The organism is uncultured Parabacteroides sp. (assembly GCF_902493135.1).
Taxonomy (GTDB): Bacteria; Bacteroidota; Bacteroidia; order Bacteroidales; family Tannerellaceae; genus Parabacteroides.
The window spans coordinates 1-19,084 of the sequence record NZ_CABUOD010000026.1; the positions used below are offsets into that span (position 1 = coordinate 1).

The following is a 19,084-nucleotide window of genomic DNA, read 5'->3' on the forward strand; positions in this document are numbered from 1 at the left end:
AGCGTCCGGAGCCTGCGCTGTTTGAGCGAAGCGAGTTTCGCAGGCGACAGCGTAGCCTTTCCCCGGAGTAGACCGGACGGTTCAGCCTTGATCTTTTGGTTACTTTTGGATCAAGCCAAAAGTAACAGATAAGTCCAGTTGCCTCCCTACCTCCGCCTCGAGCGCAATGATGTTGCGGCGGTACAGGTCGCGGTTGTCGCCGTTTTGTTCGCTGATGTAGGGGCTGTAGGCGATCTCCTTGGCATAGGCTTCGGGTTGGAAGCTGAAGTGATAGGCGCGGGGATAGGCGGAGCGGATCAGGCGGGCGAAGTCGAGGAAAGAGAGGAGCGTGGACTCGTAATGCCTGAAATGGTGTGTGCCGTAGGCCGTCTCGAATGTGGCCCGTTGTCCGTGCCAATACGCGTTGGAAGCGCCATACCCCATCAGTCCGAAGAAATTATGATGTTCCGTCGCAAGCATGGAGGTCCCCCAGCCGCTTTCGAGCGCACCCTGCGCAAGGATGATCCGGGCGTTTAAGCCGAACAGCTTTTCCGCCTCGGCGGCAGCCTCCCGGCAAGAGTGTAGAAAGTTGATTTTTTTATCCATTATATGTTGATATTTGTTTGTATTTCAGGTTGATAATGCCTATATTTACATATCATAATCAAGAAGAAACACGATGGAAAATTCACTGAATCAAAACAAAGTCTGGGGATGGGGCGAACTGGCCCTGATGTATTTCCCGAATATCTCGCAGAAGAGCGCGACCATGCAACTGTTGAAATGGATACGCGTCAGCGACGATCTGGTCGGCCAACTGGAAAAATCGGGCTGGCATCCGGGCAAGAAATACCTCACCCCCAGGCAAAAGGACTACATTGTGAACCACCTCGGAGAACCTTAAAGTTCTCCCGGCCGTTCCTCTTCGCCCCCTCCTCCGCCTTCGACCGGCGTCCCGGAGGTGATCTTTTCGAAGGTGTAGTTCTTGACCGCTTCCTTCAGCAACTTGCCGGGGCGGAAGACGATGCGGCGGCTTTTGATAAGCGCCTGGTTGAACTCCTTCTCGGTCACTGTGCCGGTACTGCCGAACTGCAACTGGAAGCTGCCGAGTTCACCCACCTTGACCACCTCGCCTTTGCCGAGGTTGCGGCGCATCACGTTGACCAATTCGTCGAGGATCAGTTTCACGTCGCCCGAAGAGGCGGTGGACTGGGCCGAGATCAGGTCGCACAATTCATACACATCGCACGTGCCGGTCGTATTGGCACTGGCGTAATACAGCTTCGAACCTTCGGCTGCATCCTTGCGCATATCTTTGCGCTGGATCAATTTGTACTTGGCTGGCATAACATCTGGATTTTAAGGTAAAACATCTGTTTCTTAATCACATAACAAAGATACGACCGTCCCCGACGCCCCTGCGGAATGTGGCGGAACGGTGCGGAAAGAGGGGAAGGAGAGGGGAAAAACGGGGAAAGTGAGGGTGGGTTCCTACAAAATCGTAAAGCTGATTTTTCGTCCGAGGCCTTGGAATATCTTGAACAAGGTGGATAGTTGGATGTCTGCATGTCCGTTCTCGATACGGGAGATGTAACTTTTCTTTGTTCCGATCTTAGCGGCAAGCTGCTCTTGCGTCATGCCAGCTTTCAAGCGTTCCGCTTTCAATTGTTCGCCAATGATAAAAGCCTCGCAGTTGCTCTCGAACTCATCTCGTTGAGGCGTACCCGGTGCACCGAAATCCTCAGTGATCAGATCCTCGATAGGGGTGCATCCTATTGCTTCCAAATCTTTTTTATTCATTGTTTGTTCCTCCTTTCGTCTTTTTGACGGAAAAATATTCGTTCATAATCCGCTTGGCTCGTTCTATTTCGCCCAAAGGCGTCTTCTGCGTTTCCGGGGCAAGGTCTTTTTGAAATCCTTGAAATAGTTGCCAAAAGCTACTATCTGGCGGATATATTTTCTTTTCTCTTCCATAGTTCAGGATTTATTTTGCCAAAGATAACGAATTGGTGAACACAAACAATGCTTTTCAGATTTATTTTTTCTTTTCACCGCCTATACCTTATCAACAAAAACCCTATACCCTTTTCCCTCGAAAGTTATAGCTTTTTGGGGGAAAAGGTATAGGGTTTGTTCCTTCTTGGAATTGCTTTCGGGGAGAAAAGGACAAAAAGGGGCAGAAAAGGCATCCTATGTTTTTTCAGGGTCGGGGGTACCCGTTCTCTTGTACTCACCATGAGCTATCCGTCTGAAATATAAAGGAGTGAGCTTGCAAATAAAACGTCTCACCTCCCGCTGTCCCATGCCTTCGGCCTCGCCTAACCGGTAAGCCTCCTGCAAAGTGAATTCGGGTGGCAGCTTGTCTAACAGGCTGCGTGCCTTGCGGGGGCAGGAAAGCTCCGGCGCGTCCTCGTCGTGGTGGAGCGAGGTCAGCAACAGGCGGCTGTGTTCGAGGCAGGTTTCGGTGATGGCGAGAGCCGCCCGGAAATGCTCGTCCGTGCAATATTGCTTGTCCATCCCATAGCCTGCCGTACCGCAGCGCAGTGCGGTGAAGACCATGCAGAGGCGGAACGTGATCAGCCCGTAGCGCTTCACGACGCTGAGGAACTCCTCGCTTCCGAAAAGATCCGCTTCGCGCAGCCACGTCCTGAAACGGCAGTTCAGCAGGGTCCATTGTTGTGTCGACAGGCCTATCTGCAACGGACGTTTACGGAGCGTCAGGGCTGCCTCCATCACCTGCTCGGACAGTTCGGCCAGCTTCTTTTCCATCTCCATCCCGTCACCATCGGGCGAGACATCCTGCCAGACCGCCTCGTTGCGGCACGTGTAGAGCAACAGGCGGCTCACAAGGCCGCTTTCCCGGTCGGGGACCAAGCGGGGGAATTGTCCGGGCGTGCCGGCCAGGAGCAATGCCAGGCGCGGACGTTCGATGCGGATCAGTTCGTTGTCCGTCTTGCGCGACGAAGCGACCGGCTCGTGGTGGAACGCCTTGCGGAGCAGGTCGTCGAACATCCCGAAGTCCAGCTTGCTCGCCGATACGATCGTGTCGATCTCGCTGTCGGACATCAACCCGCCGATGCTGCCATTGTCGCGCAGGTGGACCAGCAGCTTCGCCTTGGTGATCTGTGTCGGGATGTTCAGGTAGGCCGTGGCGGCGGGTTTCGGGGCGTCCTTCACCGAGACGGCCCGGTGGTTCTTGTGCGCCTCCGCTTTCTTCAGTTCCCAATCCTCCAGCGCCTGCCGGTATTCTTCTTCGGCACGCCCCGTTTCCGCCTCGATCACCCCCGCATAGCGGTCGGCCAGGTGGCGCATGTCGTTGATGCACCCCTTCCCGTTCGCGGCAGGGGCGATCTCGACCGTGAACAGGTGGGGATAGACGCGCTTGCGGTGGTAGAAGCCGAATACCTCCGGCAGGCAGGCGCTCAACACCGTGCAAGCCCCCAAGAGCGCCATGTCGCGTTCGCGACGCTGCGAGTAGTAGGAGACGGCATCGCGGAGCAGCGGCGGGAGCAGTCCGTACAGCTCCTCAGGCAGGAAAGGCGTCTGTTCGCGAAGCCTTTCGCCCGACATTTCGGGGTCCGGTTCATACCCGTCCGTTCCCGGAATTGTAGCGGATGCCTTTTCTGCCCTTTTTTGTCCTTTTCTCTCGGTGAAGGTAGCATGTTCGTTTCTATTCCCTTGAAAGGCAGAAGATAACGCCTGCCCGATTTCTGCCGCCGTGAAATCCGAGGCTTGCAGGCGCAGGGTGCAGCAAGCGGCCGTTTCGGCATACGAAAAGCCCCTTCGGTTCGCCTCGCAGCCGAGGCGGTAGACCGTCTCGTTGCGCGATCCCGGCATCGCCGGGTTACGGCCGAGGAAGGCATCGACAAAGGCATCGACGCCTACCTTGGCCGCGGGCTGTTCGGGGACGTGGAAGGCTTCCGCCTTCGGATTGTAGTACGCCTCCTCGTCGTCGCTCACATAACAGCAGCGGCTGATATCCTTGCATTTGACATCGCTTGCCACCCCGCCTGCCTTCTCGTAGAAGGCGGCGACGGCCCGGTAGGCTTCACGGTGCCGGCCGGCGTCGCTGTCGACCCGGACGAATACCTTCAGCCCGTGGCCGCCGGGGCTGACGAACATCGCCAGCGTGCAGCTTAGCATCCGGAAGGCGGCGATCAACGCCGTGAGGTCTTTCACATGATCGAAATCCAGTCCGATGATCTTGCTGTATTCCTGCAACCCATCTGCCTTATGTCCGCCCTTGAAGACGCCCGAAGGGGTGAAACCCGGCAATCCGCCCTTCAACTTGCGGGCCTCTTCGGCCTTGCCTGCCGTGAAAGCGGTGCGGTAGGCGATGATTTCATTCTTCCAGTGGCGGCGCCGGATCAGGATGATGATTTCTTCGAGGGTTAACACTTGGCACTCGGCCTGGTACAAACTGGGGTAAAAGGAAACATGTTCTTGTTGTTCCATGTCATATTCTATTTAAGGCAAAAAAGATTGCCGGTTGTTTTATACGTCAAAGGTAAGCGTATAGAAACATGCCGGCAACCCTATTTTTAATGTTAAAATGAAACGATATGTTGCTGTTCTATAGATATATAAGAATTATAATTCCGATAGAACATCTTATTTTCTGACCTGTGTTATTTAAGAAATTTAACAGATAAGGCAATTCCTTGTCTTTCGAATAGAAATACTTGGCCAGCGTCTTGACCGATACGTTGAATTTGAAAATGGCCTGCATCGCCTTGAAGACCATAGCTGCCTTTTCCGGCTTTCCTGAGAATTCGGGCAGTTCGCGTATGCCGCTGAAATACTCGGCAAGCGGACGCGCGTCTTCTACCGGAATCCGCGTATCTTTGATCCCCCCGACCTCTTCGAGCAATTCGTGTATCCTGTTGCGGCAGGCCTGGACGGATTGCTCCGCGTAGTGGGTCGCTTCTTTCCCTTTTCCCTGTTTCAACTTGTAGTTCTCCATGCGGGTGTACAACTCCGCCATTTCCTGTGCTTTCGCTGAAAGCTCCTGTTTTTTTTCATTATGTGTTTGTTCTATTTTATCGTCTGTTTCAGCAGACGGTAGATGATTTATCCGGTTTTGCGGGTTCCTTTGTGGAGCTTCGCAAAATCAACGAAGCCCCGAAGATAGCAATTATCTCCGGGGCTTGTTTTGTGTATGCCTTCGTCCTTCGCAGGGGAAAGGCTACTTGAACTTTTAAATTCAATATACTTTAGTATTATTAATATTAAATCTGACCGCTTGTTCGCCTTTCGCAGGGTACTTGGGAATATCCTTCCCGCGCGATCGAATTATTTGATTATAATTTCAATCTTATTTCACGATAGCCTTGACAGCTTCTTCGCCTTCAACAGCTACAACGACTACGCCCTGAGGAGCAGCGATCGGAGCATTGTCGGAAGTGATGACCGTATTGGTGATAACTTGACCTAAAACATTGGTTACAACAACTTTCTTACCCTGAGCACCAGCGATCGTTACCTGGCCTTCGCCAGCGATAACGGTTACTTCGGATGTTGCGATCTTTTCGTTGTCTGTCGGAGTCAAGTCTGTTGAATTTACGTTGAACAGCTGAGCCTGTTCTCTGTTACCCAATACCAGGATGCCGTTCAGGTAGCTTACGTACTTGTTACCGTTAGCATCTGCAGCAGTTTCAATTCTGTAAGTGCCGTCGCTTTCGATTGCGAATGCCCAAGTAGCAGGAGTTACACCCTTGTTGTTACCTGCAACATAGATTGTGTCTGTTGCAACCGGTTTCACTTTAGAGATAGCCAAAGAATCGTTTTCGCCGAATTCAACACGCTGTGCGTGAACGAAGCCGATGCGAGTCAGGTTATCCTGTTCATATTTAACAGTATCGTTACTGCGTTTTGCAACAATAGAGTCATTGTAGCTAACCATGTATGCTTTTTTATCGAATGAACCGGTCTTTTCTACGTCGATCGGTTTTGTGATGTAGTAAGCGTAGCGGATGTTGTTCTTGCGATTTACATAAGCAGTGTCCAGACCCAGAACGAAATCATTGTCTGTTGCAGCAGCTTTCAGATCCAAACCTGTACGTTTGATTACTGCGAACGGTTTAACAGCTGTTACTTTTGAAGCCTCGTCACCATCAATAGAAATGATTACGCTTGTCGGTTCTGTGATTTCGAAGTTCTTGTAGATGTCGGTTGAATTGTCAGTCAAATCATAGACAAATGCAGTTGCTTCATCCAAATTAACGGCAACAGCCTGTCCATTCTGGTTGTAAGAAACTTTCTTGTTTGTCTGATAAGTCTTAGAAGATGCATCGTAAGCACCGATCAATACTTCGTATTCGTTAGCTTCGTTGTTTACATTTCTGAATTGGAGCAGCAGGTTAGTCGGAACCTTTGTTACAACCAGTTCGTTATCTTCATTTACATCGATATACAAAGTGTCCTTTCCATCTTTAGCATACAGTTGATAATACTGTTTTTCCAGATTCTTGTCGTTCATGTCATAAGCAGAAGTTACTTCTTTCTTATTTTCATCCAACATAGCCTTCAAACCTAAAGCTTTTGTCTGGTCTTTAGCAGCAATCAATGTAGAATCTGCATTGCCATCGAATGTCAGGAAGAACGGAACTTCAGGATTTGCATAGTTGATAGCAGACAATACATAGTCAGAGATCTGCTGGATCGGTTCTGTGATGAACTTATAACCCAAGTGTTCGTCTTTTGCATCAGCGATTTCTACCAACTGGAATGTATCACGTGCAGATGTAGTGTAGATCATATCTTTTTCTTCACCTACAACATACAGTTTCTGGCCTTTGACTACACTTGCAGCGAAGTCGCGGTTGTCCAAAGAATAGATATTGCCATTCTTAGTTGCAACGAACTGGGTTCCCGGAACATTTTCATAAGCTACTTTAGCCCATGTTGTAAAGTCTGCCGGAGTTGATACGCGATATTTGCCTTCTTTTTCAGAAGCCTTTGTCTTTTCAACTACGAAATAGATAGCGCCATCTTTTACCAGAGTAGCCAACTTCGGTTCTGTGAAAGAGATCTTCGTGTTCTTAACGGCATCTGTATTTTCGCCAGTTGCAAGAAGAATCGAAGCCTCACGGGAGTTACCTAATGTACGGATAACAACGTTCTTATCTGGTTCAAAAGAAGCCACAGCATCTGTTGCATCACTGTAATATTTTGCACTCCCTGTCGGTTCTTTCCAAGCGTTTGCATAAATCAAGATAGAGTCACCCTGTTCCACATTTTTGATTGCAACATCCATCTTGAATAAAGCCGGAGTTGCCCAGCTGCCCAGGTTCGGGACAAGGATTTTTTCCATAGTTGATTCATCAAATTCATAATCATCATCAGTTACATCAACGGCTGCCTTACCTGATTTTAAAACAACGACTTCATTCAACTTGGTTGTGCCTAAAGACATGTACTTTTCTTTAGATGCTACATAAGCAGTATCGACTACTACATAAGTGTCTTTTTCTCCTACAACTGCATAGGGATAATAAGAATTAGCTGTAATGGCAGCAGAAGGCGTAACCGTAACAACATTTTCCGCAACCAGTGCTTCCAATGTAGTTTTATGAGCGTCGGCATAACCGGCAGCTATAGCTTTCAATGCAGCATCAGCAGTCTTATCACTTACTTTGTAATCAGTGTAGTCAACCTTCTCGTCTGCAATACGATAAATACCTGTTGCAAAATTAGCAACAGCAGCCTTTACCTTTGTGATAGCAGCTGAAGCAGCCAATTTGTCGATTTCTTTAACGGCAGCATCGCGGGCATCTGTTACTTTTTTAAGTTTAGCAGCAGCATCCTTTACCTTATATACTTCGGGAGCATCGGCAGCAGCTACATTTTCGTATTTGTTATCTTTATCAGCAGCTTGAGTTAAAAGAGCAGCAACTTTTTTTGCAACATCACCATCTGTTTTAAATAATTTCTTTACTTCATCTGAAGCTAGAGGTGTTGCAGTCGCTGTAATGTCTGCTTTGTTCGGAGCTTTCTCGGCAATAGCTCCTGCTGCAGTAGCCGTTTCGTTCATAGCTGTTGTAATTTCAGCTACATAAGCATTGATAGCACCTTTGAAGTCTGCAACTTCCGATACGACTTCATTTGCAGCTTCTACAGCGTCGTTGAAATCGGATAGATCGTATTTTGCAGCAGAATATACGGCATTCTCAACAGCCTGTAGTTCATTTGCAGAGAACGGGTTTGTAAACTTCGCATTGTCCGTGATGTCCTTGCTGAAGAACAACTGGAATGCTTCGTTACCGATTGCGTTCAACATAGAGGCCTTCATTGTGACAGGAGATGCTGCTAATGCAGCAACTGTAGCTGTAGCCTTTGTTCCTGTAAACGTTAATTTTTTAACAGCTTCAGCTAACTCCGCAGAAGTCTTAATATCCTTCGCGTCTACTGTCGCACACATCAATTTGATTACATCGCCAGCTGTATTCAGCTGGTAGCCTACCACTTTCTTTGCAGCAGCATCATAATAAGCGGCAGGAGTAAAATCAATGTCATCCAGAGTTACTTTACCTTCCGCATATTTGTCTGCACCAACAGTCGCAATATACTGAACACCCGGTGCAACCACTGCGCCCGGTGCATAGTATTCAGACTTATTGGCAGCAGCATCAGCCTTTGTCAAGGTTACCGGTCCATTCACCTTATTTTCAACGCTTACATAATAGCCTTCAATCAAACCATTAGCGTCTTTGTAAGGAGTCAAATTCAGTTTCCACAAAGTCTTGTTGTACTTTTCCAAAGTCGGTACTGTTTCTTTAGCCGGATCAGTAGCCAAAGCCAAGCTGTCGCGAGTAACGCCTTCGCCAACAGTCAAGAACTTCTCACCTACCTTAATTTGGATATACTCTCCAACAGGATAAGCATCAGCCATCGCGTTGAAAGAGAACCCACCTGCTACCAGTGCGGCAGCCAAAAGAGTAGAAAATCTCTTGTTCATAATTCTAAAATGTTTAATTAATAAATAGTATATCTATATGTATATCGTCTCTTTCGATAACCCTTGTTTTACAAGCGTTAACTAAAATCCTGTATAATGACTAATGAAAACGTACGTTTTTTTTAGTCATTTTTTCGGAGGTATGAAGGGAGTTCGTATCGGAAAGAAGGTTTTTCGTACAGGTAAGGCTATCTAATTGATAAGAAAGAATATAGAAAAGGAAAATTTATAGGGAGAAAGGATTGCAGGTTTAAAAAGTAGTTGTATTTTTGTAGCTGAAAAATGACGAATTTAAACGTACGTTTTCATTAGTCATTTTGAAAATCACCTCTATCTTTTTTATATCCAATCACTTACAACTATAAAAACAACCTAAAACAGGCCTGAAATCCGGCTTTTTTATATAATGTACATATGTACCTATATTTGCATATAAATCAAAGTCTATCAGCGATATACATAATATCCGCGAACAACCCGTCCCCACTTCCAGAATAGCCAAAGTCGGCCATTTTCAGGAATACTTCACTTTGTATTGCTTCCTTGTTGTTAACAAAGCCTAAGCATAAGTGGGTGAAAACCGCTCAGGGCAACCGCGCCCAATTTGATACGTTTGTATTTTTAACTTTAAACTATTGGTTATCTGTTTGAAAGTATTTATCTTTGTGGAAATGGAATTTTATTATGGATACAACAATACAAGGCTTTTATTTGAACATTCCTAAAGCTGATGTTAAGTTTTTTCAGCAATTAGTAAAAAAAATGGGATGGTCTGTGTCTACTAAAGAAAGTATGTTGGACCGGTATGTCAAGTCTCGTCCTAAAGATGTCGAACTGTCTGACGATGATATTTTATCGGAGTTGAATGCCGTAAGATATAGCAAATGAAAATAATTGTAGACACGAATATTTGGATATCGTTTACTATTGGAAAGAAACTGTCTACTTTGAAAACTCTGCTAAACAGTAAACAAGTAGAGATTTATGTGTGCGAAGAATTGATAGGGGAATATAAAGCCGTGGTTCAAAGACCGAAGCTGAGGAAGTATATTGGAGAGAAAGATATCCTCGACACGTTAGAATTGATGAGCTTGTATTGTTTTTGTGTTGATATAGAAAAGCAGGCGGAATCTCCTATCAGAGATATAAAAGATTTATATTTATTGTCATTAGCCGATACGATTCCAGCCGACTATATCGTATCGGGCGATAAGGATTTGCTTGTATTAGGTAAGCATAATGAAACACGCATCTTGGATTATAACTCTTTCCTTTCTTTATTATAGGATTCGTTATCATTCCTAAAAAATACCCTCCATCTCGCTCATTTGAAACAAGTTATTAAATATTTTGTTTATATTTGCAAGTTATCAACAGATAAGGTGACTTTTCAACAAAACAGGCATTGTTTTGCTTGAACTGATTTGTGTTAGGTTTTTAATGTTTAGTTTTGCCCCCGAATAAATAGACAAAGTATGGGAAAGATTATCGCTTTAGCAAATCAGAAAGGTGGGGTAGGTAAGACTACCACTACGATTAATCTGGCTGCATCGCTGGCGGCGCTTGAGAAAAAGGTGCTGGTGGTCGATGCGGATCCGCAGGCTAACGCTTCGTCGGGATTGGGCGTGGATATCCGGAATGTGGAATTGTCCATCTACGAATGCCTGGTGAATGGCGACGAACCGAAAGGCGCCATTGCCAATACGGAAGTGGAGGGGCTGGATATTATCCCTTCACATATCGACCTGGTAGGTGCGGAGATTGAAATGCTGAACATGGAGAACCGGGAACTGATATTGAAACATATACTGGTCCCGTTGAAGGATCAGTACGATTTTATCCTGATCGACTGTTCTCCCTCTTTGGGACTGATCACGGTGAATGCCTTGACGGCGGCCGACTCGGTGATGATACCCGTGCAATGCGAGTACTTCGCGCTGGAAGGCATCAGCAAACTGTTGAACACGATAAAGATCATCAAGTCGAAGCTGAATCCCGCTTTGGAAATCGAAGGTTTCCTGTTGACAATGTACGACTCGCGTCTTCGCCTGGCCAACCAGATATACGAAGAAGTGAAGCGTCCGTTCCGGGACCTGGTTTTCACGACCGTTATTCAGCGTAATGTCAAATTGAGCGAAGCTTCCAGCTACGGCAAGCCCGTGTTGCTTTACGATGCCGAGTCGAAGGGGGCTCTTAATCACATGCAGCTTGCACAGGAGCTGATAGATAAAAACAAATAGATTTATGATTTATGATTTATGATTTGAAAAGACAAACAAATCATAAATCATAAATCATAAATCATAAATTCGAAAGTTTATGGTAATGAAAAGATCGGCTCTTGGCCGCGGATTGGATGCTTTGATAACGATGGACGACCTCAAAACGGGCGGTTCATCGTCTATTAGTGAAATAGAGCTGAGTAAAATCCAGCCCAATCCGGATCAACCCCGTTCTGTTTTTGAGGAAGAGACGCTTGAGGAGCTGGCGACTTCCATCCGTTCATTAGGCGTCATCCAGCCGATCACGCTGAAAGAGGCCGGGACGGACAAATATATGATTATCTCCGGCGAACGCCGGTATCGGGCCTCCCTGATGGCGGGACTGGAACGCATCCCTGCCTATATCAAAACCGCGGCTGACGAGAATGTGGTCGAAATGGCTCTGATCGAGAATATCCAGCGTGAAGACCTGAACTCGATTGAAATAGCCTTGGCTTACCAGAAGCTGATCGACAGCTACGGACTGACGCAGGAAAAGCTGAGCGAACGTGTCGGCAAGAAGCGGGCGACGATTGCCAATTACCTCCGCCTCTTGAAGCTCCCGGCCGAGATACAGGTGGGGCTGAAGGATAAGAAGATCGACATGGGGCATGCGCGTGCGTTGCTTCCGGTCGAGGACCCGGAGGTGCAGTTGGCGCTTTACGAACAGATCCTGGCGGAAGGCTTGTCCGTACGCAACGTCGAAGAGATAGTACGCGGCGGAGTGGATGCGGCGGCGCTCGAACAGGCGAAGAAGGAAAAGCCCGCCCCGCGGAAACCGAAACTTCCCGAGGAGTTCAACTTGCTGAAGGATCATCTGTCCAGCTTCTTCAATACGAAAGTACAGTTGGTATGCAACGAAAAAGGAAAAGGTAAAATAACGATCCCCTTTGCATCTGAAGATGAATTGGAAAAACTGATCGGCTTGTTGGATAAGTTGAAATGAGAAACGGGAAAGCGATTTTATGGATAATAGTCCTGCTCTGCGGTTCGATATGGTCCGGCTATGCGCAGAGGGCGATAACGGCAAAGCAGGATACGGTGATATCTTCCGATTCGACCGTCAGGGCTGTCCTTTCGGCTGCCGACTCGCTTCCCCAGCCGAAGGTGAAGCTGAAGGAATTCAAACCTGATCCGAACAAAGCGTTGCTTTACGCGTTGGTGCCGGGCTTGGGACAGATCTATAACAGGAAGTATTGGAAGCTCCCGTTGGTTTACGGGGCCTTTATGGGCTGTATGTATGCCATCACCTGGAACAATAAGAATTATAGTGATTATTCGAATGCCTATTTCAATATCATGGAGGATTATCAAAAGGTGTTGGAAGGGCAACAGGAAGGGCATACACCGTACACCGGGCCGTGGAGCGAGAGCTGGACGATCTTTGTGCCGAGCGGGCAGGAGAGTTCCTATGTCTCGAATGCCCAGTTCCAGGAAAACCTGAAGCGACGGAAAGATTACTTCCGCCGTTACAGGGATTTGAGTATTATCATTACCGTGGGGGTATATGCGATCACTATTATCGACGCGTATGTGGATGCCCAGCTGTTCGACTTTGACATCTCTCCGGACCTGAGTTTGCACTGGTCGCCGGAGGTAACCCCGAAGACCCGCTATACGCCGGGTTCGTATGGATTGAATTGCAGTTTTAAGTTCTAACATCATGAATAAAAACCTACTTATCCTATTCTGCCTGTTCTGCCTGATGCAGGTCTCCCGTGCACAGGACCCTATATTCGGCGAACCGCAGCATTCGACATTATCGGCAGACTCGCTGTCTGACGTAGTGGGCCTGATACCTGAAAGCCTCGATGCAAACGTGGATAGTTTGCTCCATTCCTGGCACGTGCAATACTTTTCGAAGGTAGACGAGTATTGTCACGATGATGCGGAGAATGTCTATTTCCCCGATTCTGTTTATGAAGAGCGGCTGGAACGTCTGCCGAGTGTGATCCGTCTGCCTTATAACGAGGTGGTGAGGGATTGCATCGACCTGTATGCCGGACGCAAGCGTGATCTGGTACGTTATATGTTGGGCATGGCGGATTTCTATTTCCCCATTATCGAACAGGTGCTCGACAAGCATGACCTGCCTTTGGAACTGAAGTATCTGGCTGTCGTCGAAAGCGCCTTGAATCCGGTTGCCCTTTCCCGTGTGGGGGCTTGCGGGTTATGGCAGTTCATGCTTCCGACCGGCAAGATATATGGTTTGGAGATCAACAGCCTGTTGGACGAACGGCGGGATCCGGAAAAGGCGACTGAGGCGGCCTGCAAGTATTTCAAAGACATGTATGCCATCTATGGCGACTGGAACCTGGTGCTGGCTTCCTATAACTGTGGTCCGGGCAATGTGAACAAGGCGATCCGCCGTTCCGGAGGCAAGACCGATTTCTGGGAGATCTTCCGCTTCCTGCCCCGTGAAACCCGTTCGTATGTGCCGTTGTTTATCGCTGCCAATTATATCATGAATTACTATTGCGATCATAATATTTGCCCGATGCAGACCAGCCTGCCGTTGGCGACCGATACGGTTATGGTGAGCAGCATGCTTCACCTGCAACAGGTTTCCGATGTGCTGGGGATCGACATCGAACAGCTTCGTGCGCTCAACCCGCAATATAAACGGGATATCATTCCGGGAAATACGGAACCTTCCGTATTGAAACTTCCGGCATCGCAGACCTATGCGTTTGTCGACAAGGAGGATTCGGTCTATACGCATCGTATAGAGGAGCTGCTGGCCAACTGCGTACCGGTCCATGCCGCCGACGGATCGAAGAATCTCACGCTTGAGAAAATAACTCATGTGGTGGCTTCGGGCGAGAACATCTATACCATCGCGAACCGCTACGGCGTTACTCCGAAGGATATCCGCAAATGGAACGGGCTCGGTTCCAACCGTGTTGCCAAAGGCCGCCGCCTGCGTCTGCATGTCGATAACGGAGGGGTCGCATTTGCTTCCGCCAAGACAAAGAAGACCGAAAAGGCCGGAGCCGCAAAAGCGGAACAGAAGGCGACTCCTGTCGTTGCCAAGAGCCATCAGACGGCCCGCGTATCAGGCAAAAGTTTGACATATAAAGTGCAGTCCGGCGATTCGCTTTACTCCATTGCGAAGAAGTATCCGGGAGTTTCCACAGACGACTTGCAGAGAGCCAACGGGCTGACAAGTGCCGATATCCGGCCGGGGCAAGTCTTGAAAATTCCGGTCGTTTAACTTTTTCTGTCGCTTTCGGGAATATATCGCAAATATTTATATATATTTGCCTACCGACATATTAAAAAATACGGAAGGGCATTCGATATGAGCGACATAAATGATACAAAAGACACAACAGACATGCAGCCTGACCAGGTGGCGAAACCTGTCCTCTCGGCTGACGAGCAGATGATTCAGGACGGCTTTGATGCGCTGTTACAGGATTACCTCAAGTCCAACCATCGCCGCAAGGTGGAACGTATAACCAAGGCGTTCAACTTTGCCAATCAGGCGCATGCCGGCGTAAAGCGTCGTTCGGGAGAACCTTACATCATGCACCCGATAGCCGTGGCGCGTATTGTCTGCCGTGAGATGGGACTGGGTTCCACTTCCATCTGTTCGGCCTTGTTGCACGATGTGGTGGAAGATACCGAGTACACGGTCGAGGATATTAAGGATATGTTCGGAGAGAAGATCGCCCAGATCGTGGACGGCCTGACAAAGATCTCCGGAGGAATCTTCGGCGAGCAGGCGTCGGCGCAGGCGGAGAATTTCCGTAAGCTGTTGCTGACGATGAGCGACGATATCCGGGTGATCCTGATCAAGATTGCCGACCGTCTCCATAACATGCGTACGCTGGGTTCCATGTTGCCTGCCAAGCAGTTCAAAATAGCCGGTGAGACGCTTTACCTCTATGCCCCTTTGGCACACCGTCTGGGGCTTTTCTCCATCAAGACGGAACTGGAAGACCTGAGCTTCAAGTATGAGCATCCGCAGGAATATGCCTTTATCAATCTGAAACTGAAGTCTACGGAAGCCGCCCGCAACACTTTGTTCGAGCACTTTGCCGTGCCGGTGGACAAGAAGTTGAAGGAGATGGGGCTCAACTACGAGATGCGTGCCCGTGTGAAATCCGCCTATTCCATCTGGAACAAGATGGAGAACAAAGGCGTCAGCTTTGAAGATATCTACGATATATATGCCGTCCGTATCATCTTCGACCCGCTGCCGGGTGTGGATGAGAAGAACCAGTGTTGGGATATCTATTCCGCCATCACGGATATCTACCGTATTCGTCCGGACCGTATCCGCGACTGGGTGAGCCGTCCGAAAGCCAACGGTTATCAGGCGTTGCACCTGACCGTGATGGGGCCTGACGGACAATGGGTGGAGATACAGATCCGCAGCCGCCGTATGGACGAGATTGCCGAGAAAGGCTTTGCCGCCCATTGGAAGTACAAGGAGCATAACATCGAAGAAGATACGGAGCTCGACAAATGGTTGCAGACCATTACCGAGATACTGGAAAGCCCGGACCCGAACGCTTTGGACTTCCTCGATACGATCAAGCTGAACCTCTTTACCTCCGAGATATTCGTCTTTACCCCGAAAGGCGACATCAAGACGTTGCCCCAGGGAGCTACGGCTCTGGACTTCGGATATGCCCTTCACTCGGATATCGGAAACAAATGTATCGGCGCCAAAGTCAACCATCGTCTGGTTCCGCTCAGCCATCAGCTGGCAAGTGGCGACCAGGTGGAGATCCTGACCTCCCGTTCGCAGAACCCGCAACCGGAGTGGCTGAACTTCGTCACGACTGCAAGGGCGCGTGCGAGAATCGACGCTTACCTGAAAAAGGCCCGCAAGGAGGCTGCAAAAGAAGGCGAGAGCAAGGTGATAGACGCGTTCAAACGCAACAATTTGGAGGTAAACACGTCCAATATCGACAAACTGTGTATGTATTACGGCTTCTCCAAGCGTGAAGAGTTCTTCTATGCGGTAGAGAAAGGAGACGTGATCCTGCCTGAAAACATCCACAAGCTGTTGAAGGAGAAAACGGACAATGTCCTGTTCAAATACGTCAAGCAGGCGCTCCGGGTAGCAACGAAAGCGACTACCGGGAAGAAAGAGGAGGAGGAACAACCGAAAGAAAAGCCGAAATATGACAAGAAGAAGCCTTATATCCTGAAGGAGGAGGCTTTCGAACGCAATTACGTCATTGCCGATTGCTGTAAACCGATTCCGGGCGACGAGTCGTTGGGCTTTATCAATGACGATGGCAACGTGGTAGTCCACAAACGTTCCTGTCCGATCGCCATGCGCCTGAAAAGCAGCTTTGGCGAACGCATCCTGAACACGGAATGGAGCAGCCATCACTCTTCATTCGAGGCGACGCTTGAGATTAAGGGGATCGACTCGATTGGCGTGTTGAACACGATCACCCGCACGATTTCCGATGACTTCAATGTCAATATCATCCGCCTGCTGATCGAGGCGAAGGACGGCGTGTTCGAAGGAAGGGTAAAGATGAAAGTACACGATGTGGAGGATATCCAGCGGATGTGCGTAGTCCTTTCCAAGATAAAGAACATCCAGTCTGTAGCCCGTGTGGCGGACTGAATAGAATTAGGCTTGACATGGCTCCGCAAGTGAAAACTCGATCTCTTTTTGAACCGGACAGACATGGACTAACTTTACGTTGACCGGATCGCCTAAACGAAAGCGCTGTTTCGTCCTGCGTCCGGTCAACGTAAAGTTCTTTTCATTCCAGTCAAAATATTCATTCCCCAGTCTATGAACGGGGATCTGTCCTTCACATCGGATTTTGTCTAATTCGACAAGCAATCCCCAGGAAGACACATCGGAGATGATTCCGGTAAATACCCTTCCTTCTTTACCTTGCATAAACTCGGCTTGTTTATACCGCACGGAATCGCGTTCGGCGGCTTTCACGGACAACTCCATAGCCGAACAATGCTGGCATAGTTTCTCATATTTACTGCGCTGTGTGTTCGTATCACTGTCCAAATAAAGGGCCAATAAACGATGGACAAGCAGATCCGGATAACGCCGGATAGGTGAGGTGAAATGTGTATAATCATGAAACGCTAAACCAAAATGGCCACTATTGTCTGTCGTATATTTTGCTTTGCTCATCAAGCGGATCACCAATAAATCGATTTGACTCTTCTGTGCTTTATCCGTTATGCTTTCCAAAAACAGGTTAAGGCTCCGTGAAAAGCCGTTTCGTCCATTGCCTGTATCCAGTTTGTACCCGAAGCGGCGGGCTAATGCAACCAGTTTCTCCTGCCGGTCGATCACCGGAGCCGCATGAATACGATAAATAAACGTTTTCCCCTTTCCTGGAGCCTGCATGTTGCTGACAGCCTGGGCGACTGTCCGGTTTGTCAGCAACATGAATTCTTCAATGAGTTTATTCGCATCATTCAATTCTTCCACATAAACTTGCAAAGGTTTGTATTCAGGATCCATACAAAACTTGACCGATCCGCGGTTAAAAGCGATAGCTCCGTTCTTGAATCTTTTTTCACGCAGCTTTTTCGCCAATCGGTCCAGTATCCGGATTTCTTCCTTGTATTTTCCCTTACCTGTTTCCAGTATCTGTTGCACTTCTTGATAAGTAAAACGATAATTACTTTTTATGACGGTCCGGCAAATGTCAAAGTTCCTGACATGGCCGTCTGCATCCAACTCGAAAATGACGGAGAAACACAACCGGTCTTCTCCGGGACACAGCGAGCATAACCGATTGCACAAACGCTCCGGCAACATAGGAACCGTATGACCTACCAGATAGACCGACATGGCCCGCCGCTCGGCCTCCTTGTCTATCCCTGTATTCGGTTTTACATAATATCCCACATCGGCGATATGCACCCCGACTTCCCAATTCCCATTGTCCAGCCGGCGTGCAGAGAGGGCATCATCAAAATCTTTGGCATCTGCCGGATCGACGGTAAATGTTCTGATATGCCTGAAGTCTTTTCGCCTTGCGATTTCTTTTTCCGGTATGGCTGTGGCGATTCTTTGGACGGCCTTCTCCAGATGGTCCGGATACTTGTAAGGTAAGCCATGCTCGATCAGCAAGGCACGCATCTCTGCCACATGATCTCCAGCTTTTCCTAAAATCTCAATGACTTCTCCCGAAGGACATTTTTCACTCTCCGCCCAGGAGAGGATGCGCACAAGTGCTTTATCTCCCTTCTTTCCTCCTTTCAACAGGTGATTGCCGATAAAGACATTGATATAGCTGTTTTTGCTTTCGGTAATCAAGAAAGCGTGCTTGTCGGTGACTTGCAAACGGCCGGTGACCGTATGTTCTTTCCTTTCGAGTATTGCGATTACTTCCGCTTCCGGTGCAGGTCCCGTCCGTTTTGTCAGAAGTTTGACCCGTACCCGATCCCCGTCCAATGCATGCAAGGAGTTCAACCTGCTTACTGCAATAGGGGGACTTCCATCGTCTGGAACAAACAAGTTATTACCAGTCCTTCGTCCTGCGAAACATCCGACCAGCGTAGAACCTTTGTTATTATAACGGTAATGTCCGCAGTTCACCTCTACAATATAATTCTCGTCTGCCAGATCATAAAGAATCTCTACGACCTGTAGTTTCCGTACCGGGTCAACTATACCTATACACTTGCTTATCTGTTTATAGCTAAACAGTTTATGGGGCGAAGACTTAAAAATAAATATAATAACATGTTGTAATATATATCTTCTTTTCATGTATTTCGGCACAATTGTACTAAAGTATATTCTATCCCTCAAAAAGAAGGGTGGAAAACAAATTCTCAAAAAATATCCGTCAATTGGCAAGGTCCCAACAAACGTTTAAAAAGCATATAGGCTTTTCTGGAATAGGTTATACCCTTTTTGCCGATATCCTAT

Annotated in this window: 15 protein-coding genes; 8 read left to right on the forward strand and 7 right to left on the reverse strand. The window is 48.1% G+C overall.

The window, feature by feature from the left end:
- Positions 1 to 99 precede the first annotated feature (99 nt).
- Positions 100 to 585 carry a glucosaminidase domain-containing protein gene (locus tag RDN79_RS12330; RefSeq protein WP_298552987.1) on the reverse strand — a complete coding sequence of 162 codons (486 nt, stop codon included), beginning with the start codon at positions 583 to 585 and terminating at the stop codon, positions 100 to 102.
- Positions 586 to 658: 73 nt separating this feature from the next.
- Between RDN79_RS12330 and RDN79_RS12335 the strand changes: the two genes are divergently transcribed.
- Positions 659 to 883, forward strand: a complete 225-nt coding sequence (locus RDN79_RS12335) for a DUF4248 domain-containing protein (protein ID WP_298552988.1) — start codon at positions 659 to 661, stop codon at positions 881 to 883.
- On the opposite strand, the gene RDN79_RS12340 is transcribed toward RDN79_RS12335, so the two are convergent.
- From RDN79_RS12340 to RDN79_RS12360, 5 genes are all read right to left on the reverse strand, one after another.
- A complete protein-coding gene (locus RDN79_RS12340; RefSeq protein ID WP_298552989.1) occupies positions 880 to 1,326 on the reverse strand; it encodes an HU family DNA-binding protein in 447 nt (148 codons plus the stop codon). The two genes, RDN79_RS12335 and RDN79_RS12340, sit on opposite strands and share 4 nt — an antisense overlap.
- 144 nt (positions 1,327 to 1,470) lie before the next feature.
- Complete coding sequence (locus RDN79_RS12345; RefSeq protein ID WP_298552991.1) at positions 1,471 to 1,779, reverse strand: helix-turn-helix domain-containing protein; 309 nt, start codon at positions 1,777 to 1,779, stop codon at positions 1,471 to 1,473.
- 390 nt (positions 1,780 to 2,169) lie between these two features.
- Positions 2,170 to 4,434, reverse strand: a complete 2,265-nt coding sequence (locus RDN79_RS12350) for a DUF3987 domain-containing protein (protein ID WP_298552992.1) — start codon at positions 4,432 to 4,434, stop codon at positions 2,170 to 2,172.
- A 118-nt stretch (positions 4,435 to 4,552) separates the two neighbouring features.
- Positions 4,553 to 4,963 carry a hypothetical protein gene (locus RDN79_RS12355; RefSeq protein ID WP_298552993.1) on the reverse strand — a complete coding sequence of 137 codons (411 nt, stop codon included), beginning with the start codon at positions 4,961 to 4,963 and terminating at the stop codon, positions 4,553 to 4,555.
- 330 nt (positions 4,964 to 5,293) lie between these two features.
- The gene (locus RDN79_RS12360) at positions 5,294 to 8,935 is read right to left on the reverse strand and encodes a DUF6383 domain-containing protein (RefSeq protein ID WP_298552994.1); all 3,642 of its coding nucleotides are present in this window, start codon (positions 8,933 to 8,935) and stop codon (positions 5,294 to 5,296) included.
- Positions 8,936 to 9,619: 684 nt separating this feature from the next.
- Between RDN79_RS12360 and RDN79_RS12365 the strand changes: the two genes are divergently transcribed.
- From RDN79_RS12365 to RDN79_RS12395, 7 genes are all read left to right on the forward strand, one after another.
- Positions 9,620 to 9,823 carry a hypothetical protein gene (locus tag RDN79_RS12365; RefSeq protein ID WP_298552995.1) on the forward strand — a complete coding sequence of 68 codons (204 nt, stop codon included), beginning with the start codon at positions 9,620 to 9,622 and terminating at the stop codon, positions 9,821 to 9,823.
- Positions 9,820 to 10,221, forward strand: coding sequence for a putative toxin-antitoxin system toxin component, PIN family (locus tag RDN79_RS12370; RefSeq protein WP_298552996.1), 402 nt, complete (start codon positions 9,820 to 9,822; stop codon positions 10,219 to 10,221). The genes RDN79_RS12365 and RDN79_RS12370 overlap by 4 nt, the downstream gene beginning before the upstream one ends.
- Before the next feature lie 189 nt (positions 10,222 to 10,410).
- The gene (locus RDN79_RS12375) at positions 10,411 to 11,175 is read left to right on the forward strand and encodes a ParA family protein (protein ID WP_298552997.1); all 765 of its coding nucleotides are present in this window, start codon (positions 10,411 to 10,413) and stop codon (positions 11,173 to 11,175) included.
- A 79-nt stretch (positions 11,176 to 11,254) separates the two neighbouring features.
- Positions 11,255 to 12,142, forward strand: a complete 888-nt coding sequence (locus tag RDN79_RS12380) for a ParB/RepB/Spo0J family partition protein (protein WP_298552998.1) — start codon at positions 11,255 to 11,257, stop codon at positions 12,140 to 12,142.
- Entirely contained in the window at positions 12,139 to 12,855 is a 717-nt protein-coding gene (locus tag RDN79_RS12385; protein WP_298553000.1) for a DUF5683 domain-containing protein, read from the forward strand. The genes RDN79_RS12380 and RDN79_RS12385 overlap by 4 nt, the downstream gene beginning before the upstream one ends.
- A 4-nt stretch (positions 12,856 to 12,859) precedes the next feature.
- On the forward strand, positions 12,860 to 14,410 hold the full coding sequence (locus RDN79_RS12390; protein ID WP_298553001.1) for a lytic transglycosylase domain-containing protein: 1,551 nt from the start codon (positions 12,860 to 12,862) through the stop codon (positions 14,408 to 14,410).
- 87 nt (positions 14,411 to 14,497) lie between these two features.
- Positions 14,498 to 16,792 (forward strand): bifunctional (p)ppGpp synthetase/guanosine-3',5'-bis(diphosphate) 3'-pyrophosphohydrolase, encoded by a 2,295-nt coding sequence (locus tag RDN79_RS12395; protein WP_298553002.1) that lies wholly within the window; start codon positions 14,498 to 14,500, stop codon positions 16,790 to 16,792.
- 6 nt (positions 16,793 to 16,798) lie between these two features.
- Here RDN79_RS12395 and rnr read toward each other — a convergent pair whose 3' ends face one another.
- Complete coding sequence (rnr, locus tag RDN79_RS12400; protein ID WP_298553003.1) at positions 16,799 to 18,922, reverse strand: ribonuclease R; 2,124 nt, start codon at positions 18,920 to 18,922, stop codon at positions 16,799 to 16,801.
- Between the last annotated feature and the right edge of the window lie 162 nt (positions 18,923 to 19,084).

Coding starts and splice junctions, on each gene's coding strand:
- RDN79_RS12330 (WP_298552987.1), bottom strand. CDS start 585: ATGGATAAAAAAATCAACTTTCTACACTCTTGCCGGGAGGCTGCCGCC.
- RDN79_RS12335 (WP_298552988.1), top strand. CDS start 659: ATGGAAAATTCACTGAATCAAAACAAAGTCTGGGGATGGGGCGAACTG.
- RDN79_RS12340 (WP_298552989.1), bottom strand. CDS start 1,326: ATGCCAGCCAAGTACAAATTGATCCAGCGCAAAGATATGCGCAAGGAT.
- RDN79_RS12345 (WP_298552991.1), bottom strand. CDS start 1,779: ATGAATAAAAAAGATTTGGAAGCAATAGGATGCACCCCTATCGAGGAT.
- RDN79_RS12350 (WP_298552992.1), bottom strand. CDS start 4,434: ATGGAACAACAAGAACATGTTTCCTTTTACCCCAGTTTGTACCAGGCC.
- RDN79_RS12355 (WP_298552993.1), bottom strand. CDS start 4,963: ATGGCGGAGTTGTACACCCGCATGGAGAACTACAAGTTGAAACAGGGA.
- RDN79_RS12360 (WP_298552994.1), bottom strand. CDS start 8,935: ATGAACAAGAGATTTTCTACTCTTTTGGCTGCCGCACTGGTAGCAGGT.
- RDN79_RS12365 (WP_298552995.1), top strand. CDS start 9,620: ATGGATACAACAATACAAGGCTTTTATTTGAACATTCCTAAAGCTGAT.
- RDN79_RS12370 (WP_298552996.1), top strand. CDS start 9,820: ATGAAAATAATTGTAGACACGAATATTTGGATATCGTTTACTATTGGA.
- RDN79_RS12375 (WP_298552997.1), top strand. CDS start 10,411: ATGGGAAAGATTATCGCTTTAGCAAATCAGAAAGGTGGGGTAGGTAAG.
- RDN79_RS12380 (WP_298552998.1), top strand. CDS start 11,255: ATGGTAATGAAAAGATCGGCTCTTGGCCGCGGATTGGATGCTTTGATA.
- RDN79_RS12385 (WP_298553000.1), top strand. CDS start 12,139: ATGAGAAACGGGAAAGCGATTTTATGGATAATAGTCCTGCTCTGCGGT.
- RDN79_RS12390 (WP_298553001.1), top strand. CDS start 12,860: ATGAATAAAAACCTACTTATCCTATTCTGCCTGTTCTGCCTGATGCAG.
- RDN79_RS12395 (WP_298553002.1), top strand. CDS start 14,498: ATGAGCGACATAAATGATACAAAAGACACAACAGACATGCAGCCTGAC.
- rnr (WP_298553003.1), bottom strand. CDS start 18,922: ATGAAAAGAAGATATATATTACAACATGTTATTATATTTATTTTTAAG.